The sequence below is a fragment of the Brachybacterium horti genome (assembly GCF_054777615.1).
Genome location: NZ_BAAHAM010000005.1, coordinates 35,668 through 57,100 on the forward strand (window position 1 = coordinate 35,668; position 21,433 = coordinate 57,100).

At 66.9% G+C, this 21,433-nt stretch carries 23 protein-coding genes; 5 read left to right on the forward strand and 18 right to left on the reverse strand.

Annotated features, from left to right (window positions below; all coding sequences use genetic code 11):
* Window positions 1-527: 527 nt before the first annotated feature.
* From ACYVAP_RS15655 to ACYVAP_RS15740, 18 genes are all read right to left on the reverse strand, one after another.
* Window positions 528-944, reverse strand: a complete 417-nt coding sequence (locus tag ACYVAP_RS15655; RefSeq protein WP_498861425.1) for a hypothetical protein — start codon at window positions 942-944, stop codon at window positions 528-530.
* A gap of 107 nt (window positions 945-1,051) precedes the next feature.
* Window positions 1,052-2,938, reverse strand: coding sequence for a hypothetical protein (locus tag ACYVAP_RS15660; RefSeq protein WP_498861426.1), 1,887 nt, complete (start codon window positions 2,936-2,938; stop codon window positions 1,052-1,054).
* Complete coding sequence (locus ACYVAP_RS15665; RefSeq protein WP_498861427.1) at window positions 2,935-3,576, reverse strand: single-stranded DNA-binding protein; 642 nt, start codon at window positions 3,574-3,576, stop codon at window positions 2,935-2,937. Before ACYVAP_RS15665 ends, ACYVAP_RS15660 begins: the two co-directional genes overlap by 4 nt.
* Before the next feature lie 142 nt (window positions 3,577-3,718).
* Entirely contained in the window at window positions 3,719-4,420 is a 702-nt protein-coding gene (locus ACYVAP_RS15670) for a hypothetical protein (RefSeq protein WP_498861428.1), read from the reverse strand.
* Complete coding sequence (locus tag ACYVAP_RS15675) at window positions 4,420-4,818, reverse strand: hypothetical protein (protein ID WP_498861429.1); 399 nt, start codon at window positions 4,816-4,818, stop codon at window positions 4,420-4,422. The genes ACYVAP_RS15670 and ACYVAP_RS15675 overlap by 1 nt, the downstream gene beginning before the upstream one ends.
* Window positions 4,815-6,731 (reverse strand): type IV secretory system conjugative DNA transfer family protein, encoded by a 1,917-nt coding sequence (locus ACYVAP_RS15680; RefSeq protein WP_498861430.1) that lies wholly within the window; start codon window positions 6,729-6,731, stop codon window positions 4,815-4,817. Before ACYVAP_RS15680 ends, ACYVAP_RS15675 begins: the two co-directional genes overlap by 4 nt.
* Before the next feature lie 16 nt (window positions 6,732-6,747).
* On the reverse strand, window positions 6,748-8,190 hold the full coding sequence (locus ACYVAP_RS15685; protein WP_498861431.1) for a putative type IV secretion/conjugal transfer ATPase: 1,443 nt from the start codon (window positions 8,188-8,190) through the stop codon (window positions 6,748-6,750).
* A 136-nt stretch (window positions 8,191-8,326) separates the two neighbouring features.
* Window positions 8,327-9,865: an SCO6880 family protein gene (locus ACYVAP_RS15690; RefSeq protein WP_498861432.1), complete on the reverse strand. Its 1,539-nt coding sequence runs from the start codon at window positions 9,863-9,865 to the stop codon at window positions 8,327-8,329.
* Between the two features lie 82 nt (window positions 9,866-9,947).
* Window positions 9,948-10,871: a hypothetical protein gene (locus tag ACYVAP_RS15695; RefSeq protein ID WP_498861433.1), complete on the reverse strand. Its 924-nt coding sequence runs from the start codon at window positions 10,869-10,871 to the stop codon at window positions 9,948-9,950.
* A gap of 6 nt (window positions 10,872-10,877) precedes the next feature.
* A complete protein-coding gene (locus tag ACYVAP_RS15700) occupies window positions 10,878-11,144 on the reverse strand; it encodes a hypothetical protein (protein ID WP_498861434.1) in 267 nt (88 codons plus the stop codon).
* An 87-nt stretch (window positions 11,145-11,231) separates the two neighbouring features.
* A complete protein-coding gene (locus ACYVAP_RS15705; protein ID WP_498861435.1) occupies window positions 11,232-11,816 on the reverse strand; it encodes a hypothetical protein in 585 nt (194 codons plus the stop codon).
* Complete coding sequence (locus ACYVAP_RS15710; protein ID WP_498861436.1) at window positions 11,816-12,469, reverse strand: hypothetical protein; 654 nt, start codon at window positions 12,467-12,469, stop codon at window positions 11,816-11,818. Before ACYVAP_RS15710 ends, ACYVAP_RS15705 begins: the two co-directional genes overlap by 1 nt.
* A 421-nt stretch (window positions 12,470-12,890) precedes the next feature.
* Window positions 12,891-13,223 carry a hypothetical protein gene (locus ACYVAP_RS15715; protein WP_498861437.1) on the reverse strand — a complete coding sequence of 111 codons (333 nt, stop codon included), beginning with the start codon at window positions 13,221-13,223 and terminating at the stop codon, window positions 12,891-12,893.
* 77 nt (window positions 13,224-13,300) lie between these two features.
* Entirely contained in the window at window positions 13,301-13,480 is a 180-nt protein-coding gene (locus ACYVAP_RS15720) for a hypothetical protein (RefSeq protein ID WP_498861438.1), read from the reverse strand.
* A gap of 620 nt (window positions 13,481-14,100) precedes the next feature.
* Complete coding sequence (locus tag ACYVAP_RS15725) at window positions 14,101-15,021, reverse strand: replication initiation protein (RefSeq protein WP_498861439.1); 921 nt, start codon at window positions 15,019-15,021, stop codon at window positions 14,101-14,103.
* Entirely contained in the window at window positions 15,021-15,764 is a 744-nt protein-coding gene (locus tag ACYVAP_RS15730) for a hypothetical protein (protein ID WP_498861440.1), read from the reverse strand. Before ACYVAP_RS15730 ends, ACYVAP_RS15725 begins: the two co-directional genes overlap by 1 nt.
* 133 nt (window positions 15,765-15,897) lie before the next feature.
* Window positions 15,898-17,037 carry a hypothetical protein gene (locus ACYVAP_RS15735; RefSeq protein WP_498861441.1) on the reverse strand — a complete coding sequence of 380 codons (1,140 nt, stop codon included), beginning with the start codon at window positions 17,035-17,037 and terminating at the stop codon, window positions 15,898-15,900.
* A complete protein-coding gene (locus ACYVAP_RS15740) occupies window positions 17,034-17,243 on the reverse strand; it encodes a hypothetical protein (RefSeq protein WP_498861442.1) in 210 nt (69 codons plus the stop codon). The genes ACYVAP_RS15735 and ACYVAP_RS15740 overlap by 4 nt, the downstream gene beginning before the upstream one ends.
* Window positions 17,244-17,461: 218 nt before the next feature.
* Between ACYVAP_RS15740 and ACYVAP_RS15745 the strand changes: the two genes are divergently transcribed.
* Genes ACYVAP_RS15745 through ACYVAP_RS15765 form a run of 5 tightly spaced genes read left to right on the forward strand, consistent with a single transcriptional unit; the run spans window position 17,462 to window position 21,408 of the window.
* Window positions 17,462-18,037, forward strand: coding sequence for a ParA family partition ATPase (locus ACYVAP_RS15745; protein WP_498861443.1), 576 nt, complete (start codon window positions 17,462-17,464; stop codon window positions 18,035-18,037).
* Window positions 18,038-18,087: 50 nt separating this feature from the next.
* Window positions 18,088-18,318 carry a ribbon-helix-helix domain-containing protein gene (locus ACYVAP_RS15750; RefSeq protein ID WP_498861444.1) on the forward strand — a complete coding sequence of 77 codons (231 nt, stop codon included), beginning with the start codon at window positions 18,088-18,090 and terminating at the stop codon, window positions 18,316-18,318.
* Between the two features lie 16 nt (window positions 18,319-18,334).
* Window positions 18,335-19,618: a D-alanyl-D-alanine carboxypeptidase family protein gene (locus ACYVAP_RS15755; protein WP_498861445.1), complete on the forward strand. Its 1,284-nt coding sequence runs from the start codon at window positions 18,335-18,337 to the stop codon at window positions 19,616-19,618.
* Window positions 19,619-19,647: 29 nt separating this feature from the next.
* A complete protein-coding gene (locus ACYVAP_RS15760; RefSeq protein ID WP_498861446.1) occupies window positions 19,648-20,565 on the forward strand; it encodes a hypothetical protein in 918 nt (305 codons plus the stop codon).
* Window positions 20,566-20,616: 51 nt separating this feature from the next.
* Window positions 20,617-21,408, forward strand: coding sequence for a hypothetical protein (locus tag ACYVAP_RS15765; RefSeq protein ID WP_498861447.1), 792 nt, complete (start codon window positions 20,617-20,619; stop codon window positions 21,406-21,408).
* Window positions 21,409-21,433: the final 25 nt, after the last annotated feature.

The following is a 21,433-nucleotide window of genomic DNA, read 5'->3' on the forward strand; positions in this document are numbered from 1 at the left end:
ACTGCCGGAACGGCGGGCTCGGGAGCGCTGTCCGACGTCAGGTCGAACAGCGCATCCAGATCGAGCTTTCCCTGGTGTGACATGGGACCGTTTCTCCTACTCACAGGCGCTAGACGGCACTCTTTAGAACCACACCGTCATGCACGCCCGCTCGGGAGGCTTCTAATCCTGCCGGGATACCTCTGCCCCTCGCGGGTCCAGCGCGATGGCCCACGACAGTGCCTCGCGGGGAGCCCTCCTGATCCACCAGGTTGCCCCCGTGTGCTCTCTGGCCGCTGGCAGAACCGTGCGGACCCACCACTGGCGGGCCGGCCCCGTACCCCACGGGGCAGGACGCGGGCCGCTCCCCTGGTCATCGGCCACAAGCGCACTTTCGATCAGGCGCAATGCTTCTGCTCGAGCGATCAGGCCCACCTCGACCTCCCCACCCGACTCCCCATGCAGATCGGGAAGATCCAACCTGGCCGTCATGGCGAACGCTTCATCTCGCAGAACCCGCCGACGTGCACGCCGCTGCTCACTCTCGCTCACGCCGCGCTCGTCGCGAACGCCTCAAGAACGCCCCGGAGCTCCTCCTGCAGCTCAACCACGCCGAGGATCCCCTTGCTCTGCGCAGCAACGATCGCCACCTCACCGATCCGCGACAGCAGGGTCGCAATCGGCTCGCCCGTCCCCGCAGGGAGATCGAAGTGAGCGTCGATGTCCTGCCCAAGCGTCTCCCAGTGCGTCGTCTGCCAGCCCAGGCTGAGCACCCCGTTGCCCTCGTACGCCAACACGCCCTTGAGCAGGGTCAGGCGCTCCCGCGCCTCGCCGACCTGGAGGTCCATCCGCACGGAGAGGGTCTCGTCCTCACCCTTGAGGTCGATCTGCAGATCGCGCACGAGCGGAGCCACAGGGAGCACCGCGCCAAACACGCGCTGGGGTACCTGGTCCTCGATCGTCATGGGAGTTCCTCCTCGCTGGGTATCCGGACAGGCTACGTGCCCCCGGGACAGAATCCCAGGGGCACGCACCTACTAAACCATATGTGGTCACATGGTCACATGGTTTGTTAGTGGAACCTCGGCCCGTGCGACGGACCCGTCGGGTCAGGCAGCGGAGGCGTAGCTGAGTGCGACGGCTTCGAGGGGCCCGGCGACGGGCTGAGGTCGGACATGCTCGCGGCACCGTCCATCTCCACCTCGTCCGATCGCGTCGTCATCGCCGAGTCCGGCGTGCTCTTCCCCGGCTCCGCACTGTCTCCCACCGAGGTCCAGCCATCCTCCGCCGACTCGCGGTGCTGCTGAGTGCCGGCCACAGGGCCGTCCTTGCTCATTTCAGCTCGGTCGGAGACGAAGGTGCCGGTCTCGCGGTCCGTCCATCCCCACGTACCCGTGGGCTGGCCGTTGTCGTAGTGTCCGAGGGCGGTGACGGCGCCCTTCTCGTCCATCCACACGGACGGAACCCCTTCGGGGTGCGTGGTGGGCTGCTGCTGATCGTCTACCCAGACGACAGCCTCAACGCTTCCGTCAGCCCGCTGCTTCTCGATCAGATCGACATAGGCCTCCTGCCCGGCAGGCTGGGTCCACACCCCCGGGTCCGCAGCAGCGAGAGACGCCTCGCGGCGCGCAAGTAGCTGTCGCTCGTACTCCTCGTTCTTCGCGAACAGCGACCCGGGCATGTCCTCTCGAGCGCGGCTGATCTCCGCAACAGGATCGGCATGGGGATCAGCCGACACCGGAACGAACAGAACCTCCGAATCCGGCTCGGGAGCGCCGAACTCCGCCTGCAGCTCCTCCCACACCGCGGGAGACACCTCGTCCCTGGCGATGCCAGCCTCAATTGAGAGGCCGTCCTCAGTCGGACGGATCTGCCCACGCTCCTGGCCAGGTGAGGGGACCTCCCCGGCAGGCCCGATGATGGCCTCTTCGCCGGCAGCGCTGCGGATGTACGCGAGGTTCGCGGACTCCTCCCCGTAGACCGCAGCACTCACGAGCTCGTCGGGGGTGACCGATCGCCACGCGCTCACAGCGGGATCGACGCTGACGTCCAGATCGTTCCCGTGCCCCTCCACGGGGATCACCAGCTCTCCATCCTCGACCTGGGCACCTAGCGCCTCGACGTACTGCTGCACGTCCTCCGTAGCCTCATCGCCGAAGAGGGCCGCCGCCCCGACAGCGTCCCGCATGATCGGAAGTCGGATCTCGCTCGTGAATCCAGCCGCATCCTGCGGCGCCGGAGTTCCCTCCGAATGCTCGGCGGCCAGCTGTTCCTGGACGACCGCGATCCGATCCGCGAAGAGGATCGTCTGCTCCTCGGTGCTCAGACCACTGCGCCGCACCTCCGCGAGCTCACCCTCCAGCGCCTCCCCTTCAAGGTCATGCCACGGCAGATTCTCGAGACCGGTCCGCTCGACGATCGCCGCCGCGTGATCGACCGCCACCCCATCCACATCCACCATTCGCTCGGCCGCAGCCCGGTACACCTGATGACGCGCGATCGAATCCTCCATGAGGAACTCTGCCCCCGGGCCCGCATCCTCGAGGGTGCGCTTGATCCATTCCCGGTGACGACCTTCGACCGCCATCTCAGCCATGTACGTGCGGACCTTCGGTCCGGCAGGAGTCAGCGGATCGTACACGGACCACGACGCAGGGGCCTCGTCTGCCAGCTGCTCAGCAGACTCCTCCCCGTCCAGCTCCTCTCCGTCCAGTTCCGCATCGTCCAGCTCTTCCCCGTCCAGCTCCGCGGGCTCTTCCTCAGAAGGCTCCTGCAGGTCCTCCGGATCCTCCTCGAGGACATCATCGGAATCCGAACCGGGACGCTGCGGTGCCTGGCGCGGCACCGCGCGCCGCTTACGATCGCGCACCTTCTGACGAGCGACGCTCACCGCCTCGAGCAGCGTCTCGAGGTTGTCCATCGCCGCTTCGAGCTCACTGGGGTGCTGCGTCTCGGTCATCGCAGACCCGCCGATCCCGAGCCCGGCTCGACCGTCGGCGGCCACACCACCCCAGCCGCCTGGGACGGCGGCATGCGCCCTGCGTCAGATCCGAAGGCCCAGGAATCTCCACTCCCCTGAGACGTCCTCCCGATCTCGCTGGAACCCCCCGCATCCTGCGGGATCGTCTCCCGCGACCCACTGCGGGCCTCGCCTGCCGCCGGCGTTTCTGCGCGGGACTGGGGTCCGGTCCCCGGTCCCGCCGCCGAAGGGCCCTCACGCCCGGGCCCCTCGGGGACCACCACCGACGTCAGGATGAGGTCGGGCGCGATCATGCTTGCCCGGACCTCGTTGCGCGTCTGGGCGACGAGCGCACCGTCGGGGCCCTCCACCACACGGACGTTCTGCTCGACCTCTCCCGAGACCACCACCGGCAGCCCGGGCCGCAGCGACGTCTCCACGTTCTTCGCGAGAGCACCGAAGGCGGAGACCTGGTACCAGTCCGTCCGGACTCGCTCCCAGCTGCCTTCATCGTTGACCCGGTCGACATCCACCGCGAGGGAGAAGTTCGCCCACGGCTTGTTGTTCTTGCCCAGTCCGCTCTTGATCTCTTTACCGATTCGCCCCCGCTGGGACTCCATCCGATGCGTCACGCTCATGACGAACTCCTTCCGTGAGTTGCCTTGTCACCGCCCCCCACGCCACCCCAGAACTCTTCTACACACGACACCCGGGGTAGTCGCAGTAGCCCCCGAGACCCGTCGACGGGTCTCGGGGGCTACTTGCCGTTCTCCACACGGCTCACCCGTCCTGCGGGGCCGACTCCTCCTCGCCCGGCGCCTCGAGAACCTCCGAGCGCGTCGGCCACTGCTCCGGCGGCCTGTACGGCTGCTCGCCCCCCGTCAGGGCCTCCCACTCGTCATCCTCGATCACTGTGGGCACCCCACCCTGGGCACGGGGCTCGGCGTGCGTCCAGGAATCGCACTCGTTGTACTCGCTCCACGCTGAGGCGAGCCGGGCCCGACTCGCCTGCAGCCAGTAGTGGAAGTTGTTCGGTCCGCTCCCGGAGTCCTCCTCTGACCAGGAAAGGTCGTACAGGTGCCGCAATGAGACCCACTCCTGCACGATGTTCGGGTGCCGCCACCAACAGGGCTTGTGGTCCGAGCCGATCCGGAAGAGGTATGTCACCACCATCCAGTCGACGAACTCGCGCAGTCCCTGCCACTGGCGTGCGATCTGCTCCCGGCTCGCCGTACGCCACGGGAACACCCCGGCGCCGTCCTCCTCGGCCAGCATCGCCTTGGCTGCTTCGAGGTCCGGGCCCGGCTCTTCGGCCTGGGGCCGCACATCCGGAATCTCCGGGCGCACCGGCACTGCAAGGGCGTTCACGGCTTCGTCTTCCACCAGGTCGCCACTGCTGGTCTTCCAGATTCCGTCGAGCGTGGCCATGTCCTCCGCTGACATGACCTCGTCGTCGGCCCAGGAGTCTCCGATCTGCACCATCACTTCTCCCCTTCGTTGCTGAGCCGCACGGCTTCGACCAGCACACGACGCTGGATCGTGCGGATGATGGCTATCGTCGCTGCCCGCCGTGAGGACCCTGCCCAACCCGGGTCACGGTCCATCAGGTGGTGGACCCGTTCGTGGCACCACGCGCACAGCACCATCAGGTCCTCATCCGCCTCCTCTGCCCGCCAGGTGCCGTCCTCGAGCTGACTGACTCCGTCGTAGGAGACGTGGTGCACGTGGGCGTTCTTCTCCGTCAGCAGCTCCCCGAGGCATTCGCAGCGGAGCTCTCCACTGCGCCGGAGGAAGCGCCGCCGTCGTGCCCACCAGACCGGCGACTTGAGGTAGCCCGATCGGTAGCCGCCATCGACGCGCTTGCGCTGTAAGCCGCTCATGACTTCCCCTCGTCCGCCGTGGCGAGCTCGTTGACCTCGTCCTCACTCGCCGCCTCGATGCTCTGCTCTTCCTGATCGCTGAGTCCGAGCACCGGGAACACCTCCCCGCGCTCACCGCGGATCGGCGAGCCGCGGTGCTTCTTGTGCCAGCCGATGGACTCCTTGACCATGTCCGAGAACTTCCGCTCACTCCAAGGGATCAGATCTACGTAGATCGCGCGCGAGCGTCCTGGCAGCACCAGCACCGTGTTCTCCGGCAGCCGCCGAATCTCCGAAGGGCTGATACCGGCGATCCTGTTGCGGTTATCTCCGTACCCGGTCTCTCGGTCACCGCCCCAGCTTTCCGTCACGTACTTCTCGGTGCGCTCACCCACCAGCGTCGCGATCTCCTCGAGGTCCTTCGCGATGGAACCACCGCCGAGGATGACCTTCCGCGTGGCCGCCTCCCATACCGCCTCCGACCCATCTGCTCCCCAGCCGGCGCGCAGCTGCGCACGAGACTGGACCACCGGGATGACCTGGATCCCCTCACCGGACCCTGCCGCCATCCACGAGGGCATGGCGGGCCACGGGAAGATCTGCGCGATCTCGTCCAGCATCATCTTCACGGGAGGGTCCAGGCGCTCGCTCGGAGCCTGCATCGCCTTGCGGTGTGCGGTGTCGGCGATCGAGTCCAGCAACAGCGCCATCATCACGCCCAGGCCCGCGCTCTTCCTTCCTGCCGGCTGCAGGGGGGATATCAAGTACAGGGTGCCGTTCTCATCCAGGAACCGGTCGATGTCGAACGCCTCTTCCACGCTGCGGGCGTCGAACAGTGCGCGCGCCTCCGGGACGTCCACGGGACCCAGCGAGGAAGCGACTCCGAACCACTCATGCGCCAAGTCCTCCGGCGGCTGGTTCAACGTCGCCTCGAGCCCACGGTCCCACCTCAACGGCGAGTTGACCTCACGGAGAACCTGCACCGCCTCCTTCGCCGCTTGCGGCGACTTCGTCCACTCGTACAGCCGGTCCAGGCCCACATTTCCGACCGCTGCCGCGTGCAGCAGCACTTGGAGGATGCCCACTGCCTTCGTCGCGAACTCGGCGTTGTTTCCCCCATCGCCGGCCCCGAGGCCCGTGCCCTCGATCAGCCGCTCGGCCCGTTCCTTCGCCACCGTGCCGTCCTCACAGCCCAGGATCGGGGACCAACGCAGTGTCGACTCGCGCCCAGTCACGCCATCGGGGTCGAACACGTAGACGGGGCCCTTCTTGCTACGAGCAAGGATCGTCGCGGACATGTTGTCGCCACGAGTCGAGGTGGTGACCACCGGTCCCGGAGCGGACACGATGTCCGAGATGATGTAGCCGTAGCCCTTGCCCATGCGGGGCGGGCCGATCAGCAGCACCGGATCCTCCATCGACAGCCACGCGGGGATCCCGTGCGATGTGCCCAGTTCGAACGCCGCGTCGCCGGGCTTGAACTTCTTCTTCACCGCCTGGGCGTGCTCCGGGCGCACCTTCCGGCCGCGCTCGATCGCCTTCTTCGCCCCCAGCGCCTTCGAGACCTCCGCGGGGCCCGCGACGACCTCCTTCCGCCTCAGGATCGACCGTCGCAGAGCCTTGTCCGAGAGCCGGTACGCCTCGACCTTCGCCCAGATCACCATCCCCAGGATGATGATCACCAGCAGCACCAGGATCGGTGTCCCCACCAGCAGACCGGTGCCGAGCTGGCATCCGTCGCTGGTGCTCCCGATGAACCCGCGCAGGTCCAACGTGACGAGGTTCCCGATCATCGTGATCAGGCCCCCGTCTTCACCGCGCGGCCACTGCCCGCACACGATCAAGGTCGTGACCTTGGACGAGGACGCGATAGCGAACAGTCCCCCGAACACCAGGATCGCGAGCCCGACGATCCTCTGCTTCTCGCTCAGCACTCCCTTCATGGCGGACTCACTCCCCGCCACGGTTGCTGCTGGTGTTCATCACGTCCCACTCCGGGCGGGTCACGAGCGTCTTCACAATCAGGCTCCGTCGCCCGATCTTCCACAGCGCTTCACCCTGATCCAGCGACAGCGCCTTCTGTGCCTCTCGCGCAGTCAACTTCAGCGCCTCACTGGTCGCGTCGATCGTCGCCTCGCTCTGGCGCCCGATGATCTTGATCTGCGCCTTCGACAGCAGTCCGAGCGCCTGGTTCCGCTGAGCCGAGCCCTCCGCCCCAACCTGGTTCAGGTCCGTGATCTCGTGCATGATCATCCACGGCGCGAGCCCCACCTCACCAGCCAGACGCTGACGCTCATCCATCAGCTCCACAGCTCGAGCATCACGCATCTCCGACCACCCCTCTTCGTTGATCACGTACCAGTACCCCGAGTCCTCCGCTCGGACCACCGAGTCGATCCAGAAGCTGGTGCACGCCGACGCGACTGCTCGAACATTCCCCGGCTTGTTCAGCAGCGTCCGGGTGGACATCACCAGCATTGGCGCACCCACATCGAACTTCACCGAGGACTCGTCATCGAACATTCCGGCGAGGTCGCCCGTCACGGCTCGCTGCAGATTCCGAGCCAGCGACCGCCCGGCGACCTTCACCTCCTCGTCCTGCTTCCCCTCGTCCAGGGGGTTGCGCAGCCGGTAGATCAGGCCCTTGATCGTCGGAGTAGATCCGCCGCGGCTCAGCTCCGCGAGCGCAACGTCCAAGGCGTTGTGCTCCTCGTCGGTCATCAGCTGCCCATTGCGCATGATCGACACGATCGCCACTAGCAGCTGCTGCTGGCGCGTTGACACCTCCTGCCGCCACTGATCGTCACTCAGGCCTGACGGGCGGAGCCCCGGCTCCAGAGGGTTGATCCGGTCTTTCCCCGTCCCCGAACCCAACCGGAGGATCTGTGACCCCGGCACCGTCTCGGCCACCTTCGTCCACTCCTCCTTCGGGTCCGACGCGAGCGCGACATGCCGGCCCTCGGCGACGCCTCGTCGTGCGCAGACCTTCGCGGTCATCGACTTCCCCGCTCCGACCCCGCCGACCTGCACGATCGACGTTCCCGTGATCCACCCCAGGGTGTAGAAGCGCCAGGGGTCGAAGTGGAACCAGCCTCCGCCTGTCACGTCCCTCCCGATCCGCGGTCCGACCACTCCGGACCCCGCATCCGCCAGGAAGGGAATCGCGGCCTGGAACCGGGCGGTGGTCGCCCGCAGCGCTGGCAGGTGCAGCTCTCCCGAGCCCACCGTGCCATGACCGATCGCCTTCCTCTCCTGCGGGAAATCACCCGCCCCGGCGACTACCCCGCTGGCAAGACGGCCCTCCCCGAATCCGGCCTCGATCACCTCTTGATGGCGGCGCCGCCGCGCGCGACGCCGCTCCTTGCCCTTGCTCTCAACGATGAACGGCGACATCCTCAGTCCTCACTCCCGGCCGAGGTGGGGGCCAACGCGGCGTGGTGCGCGATCACTCTCTTCAGATCCATGCCCCGACCCATCGACATCCTCATCTCCATAGCCTCGTCCCACTTCTGCTGCCGGTCATCGCCCATCACAGTCCCCATCCAACGGGCAGAGAGGAGGCAACGAAGCCCTCCCACTGCAGGTGCTTGAGCCGCTGTAGGTCGAGATTCGGCGCTGCGGCGTGCATCTTGTCCTCGTTCACGGCCAGCTCGTCACGATCCCGACCCGACACGCGCACGTACCCGACAATCCGCATGGACACATGGCCATCGGCCAGCTCGTTCTCTCGCTCCTGGAGCTCCGGCACCGCACGACGATCCAGGATCGAGGTGCGTCGCTGCAGCCGACGGTTGATGTCGAACTTGGACTCGATCGAGTCCAGCGACTTCCCGACCTGACGCAGCGCCGCCCCGGTGCTCTCGGTGGTGAACACCTGGGTCACCGTCATCGGGAAGTCTCCCGTGCAGATCAGGTCCTGCAGGAAGCCCAGCGGCACCTCTGTACGGGGCCACTCGCTGATCCAGAACGTCGAGTGCACGCCGCCGTTCGTGACCAGCACTTCGGGGTCCGCGTCATCCACCAGCAGTGCCACCCCGAGGTTGAATCGGTCCTGGTCACGGTCATCGACCGTTCTCGCCAGGATCTCCGTGGCATCCAGGTCGATCGCGAGCCGGTTGACGTCACCGAGCTGGGCCGGCGTCAGCCACTCCGAGTGCGTCACCCCCGTCTCCTTGACCCGCTCCCGGAACCGGTCGATCTCGCCAGAGAGAACCTCCGCCGCACCCTGCAGACCGCCCCCGTAGGAACGGATCTGCTTCTGAGCCCTCGGGACGGACACAGAGATCGCCAGCAGCGTGTCCCGGGACACCGCCGACTTCTGATCCTCGGGACCCCGCAGCTTCCCCTCGCCGTCCACGAACTCCCGGCCCGTGAACACCGCGTTCATGACGTTCTCGCCCCAGGGATCGTCCACTGCCCGCTTCTGCACCACACTCTCGTGCGCCTTGCGGGCGGCAGTGGTCTCCGAGGGGATCGTCCGCGCCATCGTCACCACACGATCGACGGCGGGGGCTCGCGAGATCACCTGGCAGAGCTTCGCGAACCCGTACGCCCGCTCGGACCGGTCCGAGTCCGACGCAAGGTCCCATCCCTGGGACTCACACCTGATCACCGCGGTGGCTCGTTGAGCGCGTGCGTCGTAGGTGATCGCCCCACCCCACTTCGTGGCGTGCACGCTCAGACGTATCCCCACGTCGCCCGGCAGCTCCATGGTGCCGGCAGGCACAGGAGCCTCCGACGTCCGCCAGCGCGTCTCGCCGAGGATCACCCGGGTCCTCCACTTCGTTGCGCTCCAGATCCGGTACATCAGCGGCCTGCCCTTCCAGGTGATCGCAGCGATCACTCCCACCGGCACCGCCACGATCGCCCAGAGTCCCGCCAGAGCGAGCTGTTGCAGCATGAGCAGCCCGACGACCGAGACGATCACGACCCCCACCACCACGAACTGTGGGAGCTGCAGCCCCCACATGAACCCTCCGCGCTCGTGCTGGGGGAACTTCACCCGTCGCGCCGCACCCGTCCCCGTGGACCGTGCCGTCGTCTCCTCATGCACCTCGACCACGTTCATCGCCTCTCTCCTCTCACAGTCACCACGGACGCGACGCGTTGCAGCCGCTTCCCCAGCTGCCCTCTGTCCGTCCTCATGTCGTTCACCGGACGACCGACACGAGCGCGCGCCCGCCTCGGGCAGCTCCGGAGGCCGCGTTGGTCATGACGGCCTGCCCCTGTCCGCCGTAGGACGCCGCTGTATCCGCGCCCATGAAGCTGAACAAGCGCAGGGTGATCACCGGAGCGAACGCGGCCATGGCCATCGCGACGATCCCGACCAGCCACTGGAAGATCCCGTCCGACGCCGCAGTGAGGTCCACTGCGAGCACGAGCATCCCGGCCGCGATCGGCTTCGCCATGACCAGCGCGGCGACGGCCTGCGCCCACTTCCCCGCCCACACGCGGATCGACACCATTGGCAGCGCCATGAACGCGAGAGGCGAGAACCCGACCAGGCAGATGATGGCGAAGTTCCTGAACGCCAACATCAGGGACAGCAGCAACGCGGCGAGGGACGAGACAGCCATCATTCCCACGATGAGGAATGCCTTGCTTCCGGTCTCCTCGAGACCGTTCAGAGGTAGATCCTCCAGCCCGGTGAAGAACGCTCCGACGAGGTTGCTTGCGGACTCACTACCCGATCCGAGGATCCCTACGGTCAGCCGGTCGGTGGCGCCCGTGACGACCACCGTCAGCCACACCGCGACCAGCGTCGTCGGCCAGGACAGCAGGCCGGCGAAGAACGCGGAGATCGCCTGCCGAATGTTCCCGGAAGCGACCGACATGATCATCTGCACCAGCACCAGCGCGACGACCACCACCAGGAGCACCAGCCCCCACCGCGAGGTCATCATCGTTGCAACGGACCACTCGTTGTCCTCGATGGTGCCCGCGTTGCCAACGAACGCCGAGGACACCATCAGCCAGGCGAACGAGGACATCGTGTTGGCGAGGTACACCAGCATCGAGTCGAGGATGTTCCCCGCCTGGCACGTCAGATCAAACGTGCTGCAGTTGCCGCCCATGGCCGGTCACCACACCAGCGCGCCGCTGGCCCAGCCCACGAGGCCCGCCGCAACACCCACACCCGCCGCGACGCCGAGGACCACGAACAGTGCGCTCACGGTCGACTGGGACATGGCCTGCGACCCGCTGATCTTCGCGAATCCCAGCACCACGGCAGCGGCCACGAACGCGAGGACACAGAGCAGAAGTGCGACCGCGAGCACGCCGCCGAGCAGGTTCTGGATCTGCGGCATGAAGGGGAAGTAGCTCCAGTTGATGGGGATATCAGGCATTTCAGCTCTCCTCATAAAGCGATCGGTGGGCCCCCGGTTTGGGGGTCCCACCGATCACCGGGAACCGAGGCTGAAAGCCTGTCTCTTCTACTCTCCGCCGCAGCCGGGGCCCCAGGCCGCGCTCGTGATGTCACTCTGCGCCCCCGCCCCCGGGCCGCAATCAGGTGCGTCCTCCGGCGGTGTCGTCCCCCCGCTGGTGGGCGGCTCCGTCGTGGGCTCCTCAGTCGTGGGCTCCTCAGTCGGGGTCGGGTCGCTCGTCTCCTCTTCCTTTTTCTCCGCGCTGGAGTCGCCGTCGCCCTGGACGTCCTCGACGCTCCACTGCTTGGGCTTGTGTCCGTTCACCTCGACGTCAGCCTGTTCCCCGCCGCTGACCGAGACGGATCCGAAGCCGGCGCCGCCGTCTTCGCTGCTCTTGATGCTCCATCCGATGGTGGAGACCAAGCAGCCAGCCAGCGCCGCCGTCGTGAGGATCCCGATGATCCGCTTGAACGCCTGGGTCTTGCCCATGTGTGTGAAGGCCGCCGCTACCAGCCATACCGCTAGCACGAGCACGAGCAGCACGAAGAACACGGCGAGCAGCGAGCCCGCGATGTCGGTGAACTGGTCGAGGTAGTCGGCCCAGTCCTGACTGATCCGTACCCGCGCACCCTCCGCGATGATCTGTCCGTTCATTACTTCTCCTCCGCTCCCCAAGTTCGACCCGCCCACGCGTCCTCCACGCGGTACTCCTGGATGGTCTTCGTCCCGCTGCCCTCCTCGAGCTGCACGTCCTGCATCTCGAGCCGTACCGCCATCACCGAGGGCTCGTCGTGCGCCTTCTCTGTTCCGTCCGCCATGATGTCTGTGACCTCGTACTTCACCGTCAGCTTGGTCGGATCTCCGATCTCATTCAGGACATCCGTGACGTTGACCTTCCGCCCGACAACGCCGTCGGCGACATCCCCTCGGACGGCATCCATGCCGGCGTCCAAGCTCGCCTTGAACATCGCATCCGTGACCGTGGGCCGGATCCGCGAGAGCCACGCGTCAGGAAGCTGCTCATCGGGGGACCAGGTGTTGGCCTCGATCACGAAGTTACGGGCCACATCGCCTGGCTCGTTGTGGCCGTAGGAGCCTTCCGCGTTGGGGACCGGCTCGGCGGTCATCGCCCATGTCGGCTTCACGGTCGTCGGCTCCGTCGCCGTCGCTTCCTCACTCGCTCCGGAGCCCTTCCCCAGGAACAGGCCTACCCCGACGCCGATCCCAGCGACCAGCGCTACTACCGCACACGCGGACAGCACCAGCGGCCAGACCCTTCGTCGGTTCCTGCTGTACGGCTGCCTCATCATGCACCTCTCTCGTCTGTCTCCCGCGGGTCAGTATCCCGTGACGCCCCCGCATCGCTCGAGGGGTCCAACAGTCGCGCCCACTCGACAGCAGGCCGCGGAGCTCGTCGAGCCCACCACGCTGCACTCGTCTGTGCGGCGGCCGCCGGCAGAACGATCTGCGACCACCAGTCCGGTGCCCACAGCGAGCCCCAGGGGGCGCGGCGCCGCCGCTGCGCCGACAGGTTCACAAGGTCCCGCTCGATCACCACCAGTGCCCGATCCCGCGTCAGCCACCCCACTGCACGACTCCGCGGTTCCTCAGCTGTCAGCTCCGGAAGACCCCACTCCGACGCCCTCAGGACCGCATGGGCCAGCGCTGCTTCCATCGCCGCCCGCCGCTCTGGCGGAAGGGCCTGGATGTCACGAGGCACTCGCACGTTCATGCCGCCCTCCCCTCCACGACACGAAGCCGATCCTGCACCTGCAGCTCGAACGCGTGCAGTCCCTCAACCCCGCCGGCTTCAACCGCGATGGAGGCGACGGCACCGCTACGCATCAGCAGCCGCTCCATGTCCTTCCCGTCCGCGACCGGAACCTCGAACCTCCCCGCGATGCTTCCCGCAAGGCAGCCGCGTACATCCAGACCCCCGAGGGTCACCATCCACGGGTCCCACGTGCCCCTCGGCACGCCGAGCATCTCCACCTGACTCCCTTCGTCGTCGCCTCCCAACCACGCTCGCACGCTCAGGGTTCCGGCATCTTCGAGGCTCATCGCGAGGCGCTGCACCACCGGCGTGCTGGGGAGGACACAAGCAAGGACACGGGCGCCGGCGCCCGCAGGAAGGACGTTCATCGCCGCACCCGCTTCCCCGCCAGGATGGAGCGTCGCATCCGCTCCCGGATCCGGTCCTGCTGCTCCGTGGTCACCAGTTCCCAGTGTGCCGCTCCGGGGCCGGACTCAACCCAGACTCGAGACGCTTCCTCCACCTCAGCATCGTCGACGTGCAGTTCCGCCTTCTGAATCGCCACGTTCCGCTCCCAACCTCGCTCCGGCAGTCTCGTACACCCCACTCACCGGATCACCTCCGCCCGGATGCGCACATCTCTAAGAACCACACCTCGACGGAACCACCGACCCCGGACCCAGCTGGGACCGCCAGCGGCTCTCGGAAGCCGGGGACGCGCCTGCCGGGTACGGCAATCACGCGCCCAGCCCTCCTCGAGACCTCCCCTACCCACCTTCCAGCCGGCGGCGCTTCGGGATCGCCAGCCCCCGGCTCCTAGTGAAGTAGTGAAAATACTGGATAGGTAGAACCGTCCGTCGTCCCTGATACCCCCGTTCATGCAGGTCAGGCGACACATCGTCGTTGTGGACAACTTCCGATCTGAGGGCAAATCAGCGCAGACCTGAGGGCAAATCAGCGCAGACCTGAGGGCAAATCAGCGCAGACCTGAGGGCAAATCAGCGCACGTCATCAGCTCCTCTGCCGCCATGAGGGCAAATCAGCGCAGCCTGACCTGCACAAACACATGGGCGTGACGTGGGTCACCTCCGAGGTGAGGGTAAATCAGCGCACGCCTGACCTGCGTAAACACAGACGCGCCCCGGCAGGTGCCGGGGCGCGTCTGTACGCAGGGTCGGATCAGGGCTACGTCGAGCGCCCTGGGCGACGCGGGATCGACGGCTCCCCAGGGGTGAGGGCGACCCCCTGCGGGCCGATGCTCAGACCGGCGGCCGGCCACAGCTCCTGGATCCGATCTACGGTCTTGGCGATCTCCTTCTTGAAGTCCGCCCGCCCTCGAGCTGTGTCGGGCACTTCCGGGCCGAACTGCCGCTGAGTCTGCTCCCACGAGAGGGTGAACTCCGATCGCAGCGAGAACTTCTTCAACGTCGCCCAGAGGTACATGTCGATCGCGCGTGGGCGGCCCAGCGCCTTGAGGATCCCCAGGTCCACCGGGATCGGATTCTCAGTCACCTCTCGGAAGAACCCGGGCGTCAGCTCCAAGTACGGCTCCGTGAGGGCCAGCTGGTCCGGGTTGGGGGTGATCCAGAAGTCCATCGAGTCGAACAGGCCGATGTTCTTCACCGACGCACGCTGCTGACGGGCGCTCTCCGACGCCGGATCGTAGATCTTCTCCACCGTGATCGTCGTCGCTGCCAGGCGGTATAGCTGCTCGTGAAGGATGCTCAATGATCCTCGAGCACCCCCGTTGGCTCGCCCGACAACGCCGATGTCCCGAAGGAACTGCTGCATCGACGCACCCAGTGGAATCCGGCGTGCCTCATCCTCGGGCAGGTCCCGGCGCTTCACCGCCTCCGTGCACAGATAGATCGCGATCAGTCGCGGATACTTCCCGTACGGGAGGCCGTTCGCCGACATCGCCGTGACACGCAGCGGACCGGACTGCCGCACCACCTTGTCGACCTCCTGCCGCCGGTAGGGGAAGAGGGTCTGCAGCAGCAGCCGCGTGGTGTAGCCGACCTCCTGGTCGACCAGCTCGCCACTCCTCACCAGCTCGAACGCAGACCCGTCCGCCGGATCACTGATGCCGTCATCCTGGAGCGCCATCACCGGTTCACCTCGCCTTCCGCATGCATGACCCGATGGGCCCGCACCTCATCCATCACCTTGCCGATTCCGATCGGCTCACCGATCTGCCCGCACACCGAACAACTGACGAGGTAGCCGCCCATGACTAGCTCCGGAGCTACGGCAACCTGCTCGGGCAGCGGAGGAGGAAGGGGAGGCATCTCCGGTTCCGGTTCGACGCCAAACATCTCCACCGGAAGCCCCGACAGCTCCGCGAGCTCCTCCCGGGCCTGTTCCCGGGCCGCCCGCCCCCGCTCACGCTTCCCCGCCATCTCCACCAACGTCTCCCACTTCTTCATGCCCCCCACCTGAGACGTGATCCGATCGCGAGCCGTGTCGATCAGGTCCAGGAAGAACTCGTCATCGCTCGTCACCGGCGACGGAGCATCCACGAATGCGTGGATCAGCGGAGACCCGTCCTCATACTCGACGAACCGGTCCCGGTTCCGCGCGAACTGCCTGGCACGCTCCAGCAGGATGTTCCGCGCGAACCCGTTCACCCATGCCCCCAGCGGCACTCGCCCCACCTCGGCGAACTGGGGCAGCTTCCGCAGAACCTGATCCGCGAGATCGCTCATGACCTCGGCAACCGCATTGGGATCACCCACAGCCTTCACGACCATCGGCTCCTGGCTCGTGATCGCGGCACTGACCACGTCATGGCCAGTCGTCTCGATCGCCTCGCGAATCTCTTCGTCGGTGTAGCGGGCCCCCTTCGCCATCAGAGCCTCCCGGGGAAGTTCAGGGGGCGCAGGTAGACTTTCCGAAGGCTCGTGACTCGGTAGCAAGCTGATGAAAGCGGCCTATCCGGCGTGGCCCCGTTGCACCGGGGCCACGCCGTCCTCGTCCAGGGGCTCATCGCTGCCTCCCCTGTCGCGCCTCGACCTTTCGCGTCAGGTCTTCCCGGTACGACTCCCGATCCAGATCCACTCCGTGCGCTTCCGCCGCACTGACAAGACGTAGCTGCGCCTGGTGGGCCCACTCCGCCGCGCGGCCGAGGTCATCGTGCAGGAGCTGCATCGCCTCATCCGGAACGCTCTCGTAGTCGAACTCGAGCGCCATCCACTCCGTCCCCTCGCCGGCCACATTAGCCAGCGACGGTGCAAGGATCGCCGACGTCTCCGTCCGCTCCTCGAGCCACGCATCCGCGTAGACCACCGACTCGCTGAGGAACTTCAAGCCCTCTGCCAGGGCGCGGGCACCATTCCGAGCGCCCGTCTCGAGGCGCTTCCGATCGCGCTCCACGATCTCGAGGTTCGCGCTCTCAGCCAGCTCCGCCCTGGTGAGCTGGCCCTTCTCGAGCCGCTTCACCTCGGACGCGGACAGCTCCGTCTTCCAGCCCTGCACCATCCGGTCGTCGTTTGAGATCGTCTTCTGAGTGACGCCGATCGAGTCGGCGATCTCCTCCTGCGTCCATCCCTCTGCGCGGCGCTGTGCCACCAGCAGTGCACGATCTGCCATCTCCGCCGGCGTCGCCCGCTTCCGCTGTCGCTCCTTCCCGTCCAGCCCCTGCATCTTGGGAGAGGGCGCCAGGTCGACAAGCGGAGCGCTGCTCGCGGCCTCGATCTTGGAGGGGCCGCTGGGTGCCGCCACCCTAGTAACTGTTTCATCTGAGACAGTTGCTAGGCCGTCCCGGTACACCGTGGAGTGACTGATCCCCAGCACATCGCCGATCGCGCGAGTGGAGAGCCCCTCGACGATGAGCGCCTCGACCCTCGCCCGGCGGGCGGTGATCGAGTCGAAGAACCGCGCTCCGCTGAACTCGGTCTGGACCAGCTCATGCCACGAGGCGTATCCGAGTGCGACCCACACTCGATGGCGGTAGGCGGATCCGACCAGGCTCCCGAAGTCCTCCTTGTCCCGCTCGAGCTCAGCGGCCCGCTCAACCAATCGGGCGCCGCGCTCCTTGATCTCGTCGACCAGCTCGCGGGCCTGATCCTTGTCCGCAACCCAAACGTCGGGCTCGCCCTCATCAGGGGCCACTACCTCGCTCATAGGTTCTCTCCCGCCTCGATCGCCGCGCACCAGTTGCGCACGATCCGTCCACCCACCTTGACCTGCCCGCCCGTCGCCTCCGCCAGCTCTACAGCGACCGCGTCCCACGACTTGGAGCTGACCCCTTTGCGCTGGTCCATGCACCACTCGTAGAGGCCACCGTGATCTTTCAGCAGTAGGTCTGCCAACCTTGCATTCGCGCTCATGTCCGGAACACTAGAGGCAGTCTCGGAACTTTTCAACCGTTGTCCGCCTCGCGCGCGCCGCACGGGTTCTCCACAGTCGTTCGGCCAGGCCGTCATCGATCAGAAGCCGCGATCCCTGCGTCGTGTCGCCCGGTAGCGAGCTAAAACCACGTGACCATGCGACCCTGTGACCACGTGACCACGTGACCCCAGCATGGCGGTCAGAACGAGAGGCAACCATGAAACTGTCCATCGCGAATACCAAGGGCGGGGCGACGAAGACGGCATCAACGATCATGCTCGCCGCTGTCCTTGCCGAGCTTGGGTTGACCGTCCAGGTGTGGGATGCGGACACGCAGGGATCGGCGACCGTCTGGGCTGAGGATGCCGCCGAGGGCGGGACCGCACTCCCCTTCGACGTCATCGCCGTCAACGCCCGCACGGTCCGCCGGACTGTCCCTGCCGGCGTCGACCACGTCATCATCGACACCCCTCCCGGAGACGCTGCGATCGTCCAGGCCGCCATTGACACCTCCGACCGTGTCCTGCTCCCGACGCAGGCGTCGCCGGAGGATGTCCGTCGCACCTGGCTCACGCTCGACGCCGCAATGGGCTCCGACCCGGCGGTGCTCATCACTGTCGCCGAGCGGAACACCCGCGAGTTCCGCGACGCGTGGACTGCTCTCAAGGACGGGGGTGCTCCGCTGCTGGACACGGTCATCGACAAGGCCACTCGCTTCAAGCGCGAGACCGGCCGCCTGCCCCGGGAGACCTACGGCTACGAGAACGTCGCCCGCGAGCTGGGCCTGATCTGACTGCCGCTACCCCCTCTTCTTCCACCCCTCACGCTCAAGGAGTTCCAGCCATGACCAGAGACCCCTACGCCCGCCGCACCACCAACCGCCCCTCCGTTGCGGACACGTTCCGCACTCCGACGCCCCCTGCTGCTGAGAAGAAGGTCAACACCTCGGTGTGGATGTCGGTAGAGACACGAAAGGCTCTGCGCATCTGTGCTGCCACCCATGGCACCACGTTCTCCGCGCTCATCGAGGAGGGTGCGCAGACCGTCCTGCAGAAGTACCGCGAACAAGAGTGAGACGAGAGGGCCCCTCGTGAAGAAGCTGATCGCAGCCGTGCTCGCCGCAGCCGTGGTGGCTGCCGTGGCACTGATCGCTGTCCCCTCCGTCCTCATCGTCGGAGTCTCCACAGTGCTCACCGGCAGCCAGGTCAGCGGCACCGGCGGCACCTGCGTCGAAACCGGTAGCCCCTCGCTCGCGGTGGACCCCTCCAAGATCCCCGAAAGCGCCGGCGGAAAGAACCGCGAGCAGATGACGAACGCCGCGATCATCATGCAGGCCGGAGAAGAGGCCGGACTCGGAGAGCGAGCGCAGCTCATCGGCATCATGACCGCGATGCAGGAGTCCCAGCTCATCAACCTCCCCGGAGGTGACCGAGACTCCGTCGGCCTCTTCCAGCAGCGTCCCTCCCAAGGATGGGGGACGGTCGCGCAGCTCTCGGACACGTCGTACGCGGCGCGGGCGTTCTTCAACGGCGTCGACGCCGCCAACGGAAGCCATGTGCCCGGTCTGGCCGACATCGCCGGCTGGGAGTCCATGACCCTCACTCAAGCCGCCCAGGCCGTGCAGGGCTCCGGATACCCCGAGGCCTACGCCAAGCATGAAGCCGACGCGAGGGTGATGATGGCTGCCCTCGCCGGCGTCTCCCTCCCCGAGGCCAGCAACGACCTCACCAACAACGCCATCGGCTGCGACGCAGGCGAGCTCCTCCCCTCCGCCTCGCCCGACGGACTGCCCACCCAGGCCCAGCTCAAGCAGCCCTCAGCACAGGTCGCCTGCCCCGATGGCACTGCAGACCTCGGCGTCAGCGTCGGTGGCGTCGACGGCAAGAAGGTCCCGATCCGCCTGTGCTCCATCCCCGGGACGGTCTGCACCGGAACCGACTGCCGACAAGGCTCCCTCAACGGAAAGGCTCGAGGAGAGGTCGTCGTCAACAGCCTCGTCGCCCCCTACTTCATCAGGTGGCTCGGCGAAGTCCGCGCCGACGGCTACGACCCCCAGTTCAGCTCGAGCTTCCGCTCCTGGGAGTCTCAGGTCCGCATCTCCCGCGGCGGCTCCAACGGCAACGCAGCCAAGCCCGGCTACAGCAACCACCAGATGGGCTCCGCCATCGACATCAGCGGCCTGCCCGGCTCCTACAACAGGAACAACTGCGCCGGCACCACCGACGACGGTTCCTGCAAGGCCTCCAGCTCTGCGTGGGAGTCGTACTGGTCCCACGGCATCTCCAACGGCGCAGCGTTCCACGACGAGGAGTTTTGGCACCTCGAGTGGATCATCACCCGCGCCGACCAGCGCAACATCCCCTTCATCGGCTGACCCCGCACCCCTCGGAAAGAGAACGACCCATGTCGCTACGATCTCGCCTCTACCTGCTCGGCGCCCTCGCCGGCGCAGTCATCGTCGGCATCGTCGTCGCCGCGCTCATCAGCTCCGCCCTCAGCGGCGGAGGTGGCCCCCTCGGCGCCGCGACCACGCCGCCCACCGCCACCACCCCGAGCGCCACCACGCCCCCCGCGGACGCGGCGACGCCGACGGAGGGAGGCGGCACCGCCTCCTCCTCCGATGCTCTCGAGCCGGGCATCCAGCAGGACGCCGCTGACTTCCTCGCCGCCTACACCAGCGACTCCGATGATCAGGCCTGGGTCGAAGCGCTCACCCCGGTGGCCACCCCAGAGCTGCTCGCCTCCCTCGTCACCAGCGACCGCGACTTCGCCCGCAGCCTTGCCGGCACCACCGTCGGCGATCCCCAGAGCTCAACCGTGCCGGTCCTGAGCGGCGGGGACACCATCGCCAAGATCCACCTCGTTCAGATCGCCGAGGATGACGAAGGCGCCATCACCGACGCCTCCCCCTGGCAGGTCGACTACATCGACTTCACCGATCCGCCCGAAGGTACTGCGCTCCCCTTGTCCAGCATCAGCGACCGTGAGATCTCAGCCGCGCTGCAGCCGGTCCTCGCCACCGTCCTCGCGCAGCCCGGCGGACTCACCGACGAGGCTCGCACTGCCCAGATCGCCGACGCCTTCACCGATCCCAAGGAAGCCGTGAAGATCCCCCGCGGAGCCGGCTCCGACAAGCGCATCACCATGGGCAACGTCCACGACGTCCAACTCGCCACCGACGAGAACGGCAACCTCACAGCCACCGTCACCGTCCCCTGGCAGATCGACGGTGACCCGCTGGCCCAGTGGACAACCCTCACCGTCACTCTCTCCCGCGACGACGCAGGCAGCTGGACTGCCGTCGACGCCACCAACAGCTGACAACCACACGACCACGTAACCACTTCTGGTTACAACCACAGGGAGGGAATCATGGCCATTCTCGAACGGCTCACCGCCGCTGGCAGCGCCTTCGTCCGACTCGGCGCCCCTACCGCCCGAGCAAGGAAGAACGACCTCACCTACGGCCCCGCACTGGCGCTGGGCTACCCCGCGCGCGGCAACGGCTGGTACCGACCCTGGGGCCGGATCGAGACCACCATGGTCAGCACCCGCAAATCCCGCCGCACCCTCTCCGTGCAGAACACAGAGCGGCACATCGCGATCCTCACCAGCAAGGGTCTGACTCCAGAGATTCTCAGCTCGGGGACGTGGCGCCACGCCCGGAACCTCCGCCGCGGGCGGATCACCGATGCCTTCGGACTGCCCTTCGCGGCCGTCCTCATCGTCGGCGCCCTGCTCCTGGGGACAGTCCTCCACCCGATCGCGTCACTGCTCGCCGCGCTACTGCTGGTAGCCCTGGCGATCGCCGCCGGGATCGTCGGCATCCTCCGCTACCGCGGACTCGCGGAGCAGGCCGATGCCGACCTCGCTGCAGCAGGCCACACCTGGCGCGAGATCGAGCTCGGCGAGGACGACGCGATCGCCCGCCTGGTGCAGTCCCTGGATGCCCTCTCCTACTCCTGGGAGCAGGAGAAAGTCTCCGAGAGTGTCTGGTCGACGGCGCGAGAGCTGACACTCGCCGTCGCCGAGGAAGCCCGGAGTGGAGCCCTCATCGACGACGACAATCACGAGCTCCGCACCGCTCGTGACTACATCGCCGCCGCCCGCCAGCAGATCGCGACAACGGGCCGCGCCGACGATCTCACCCCCAAGACCACCTGACCACGAACCTGAATCAGTAGGAGAA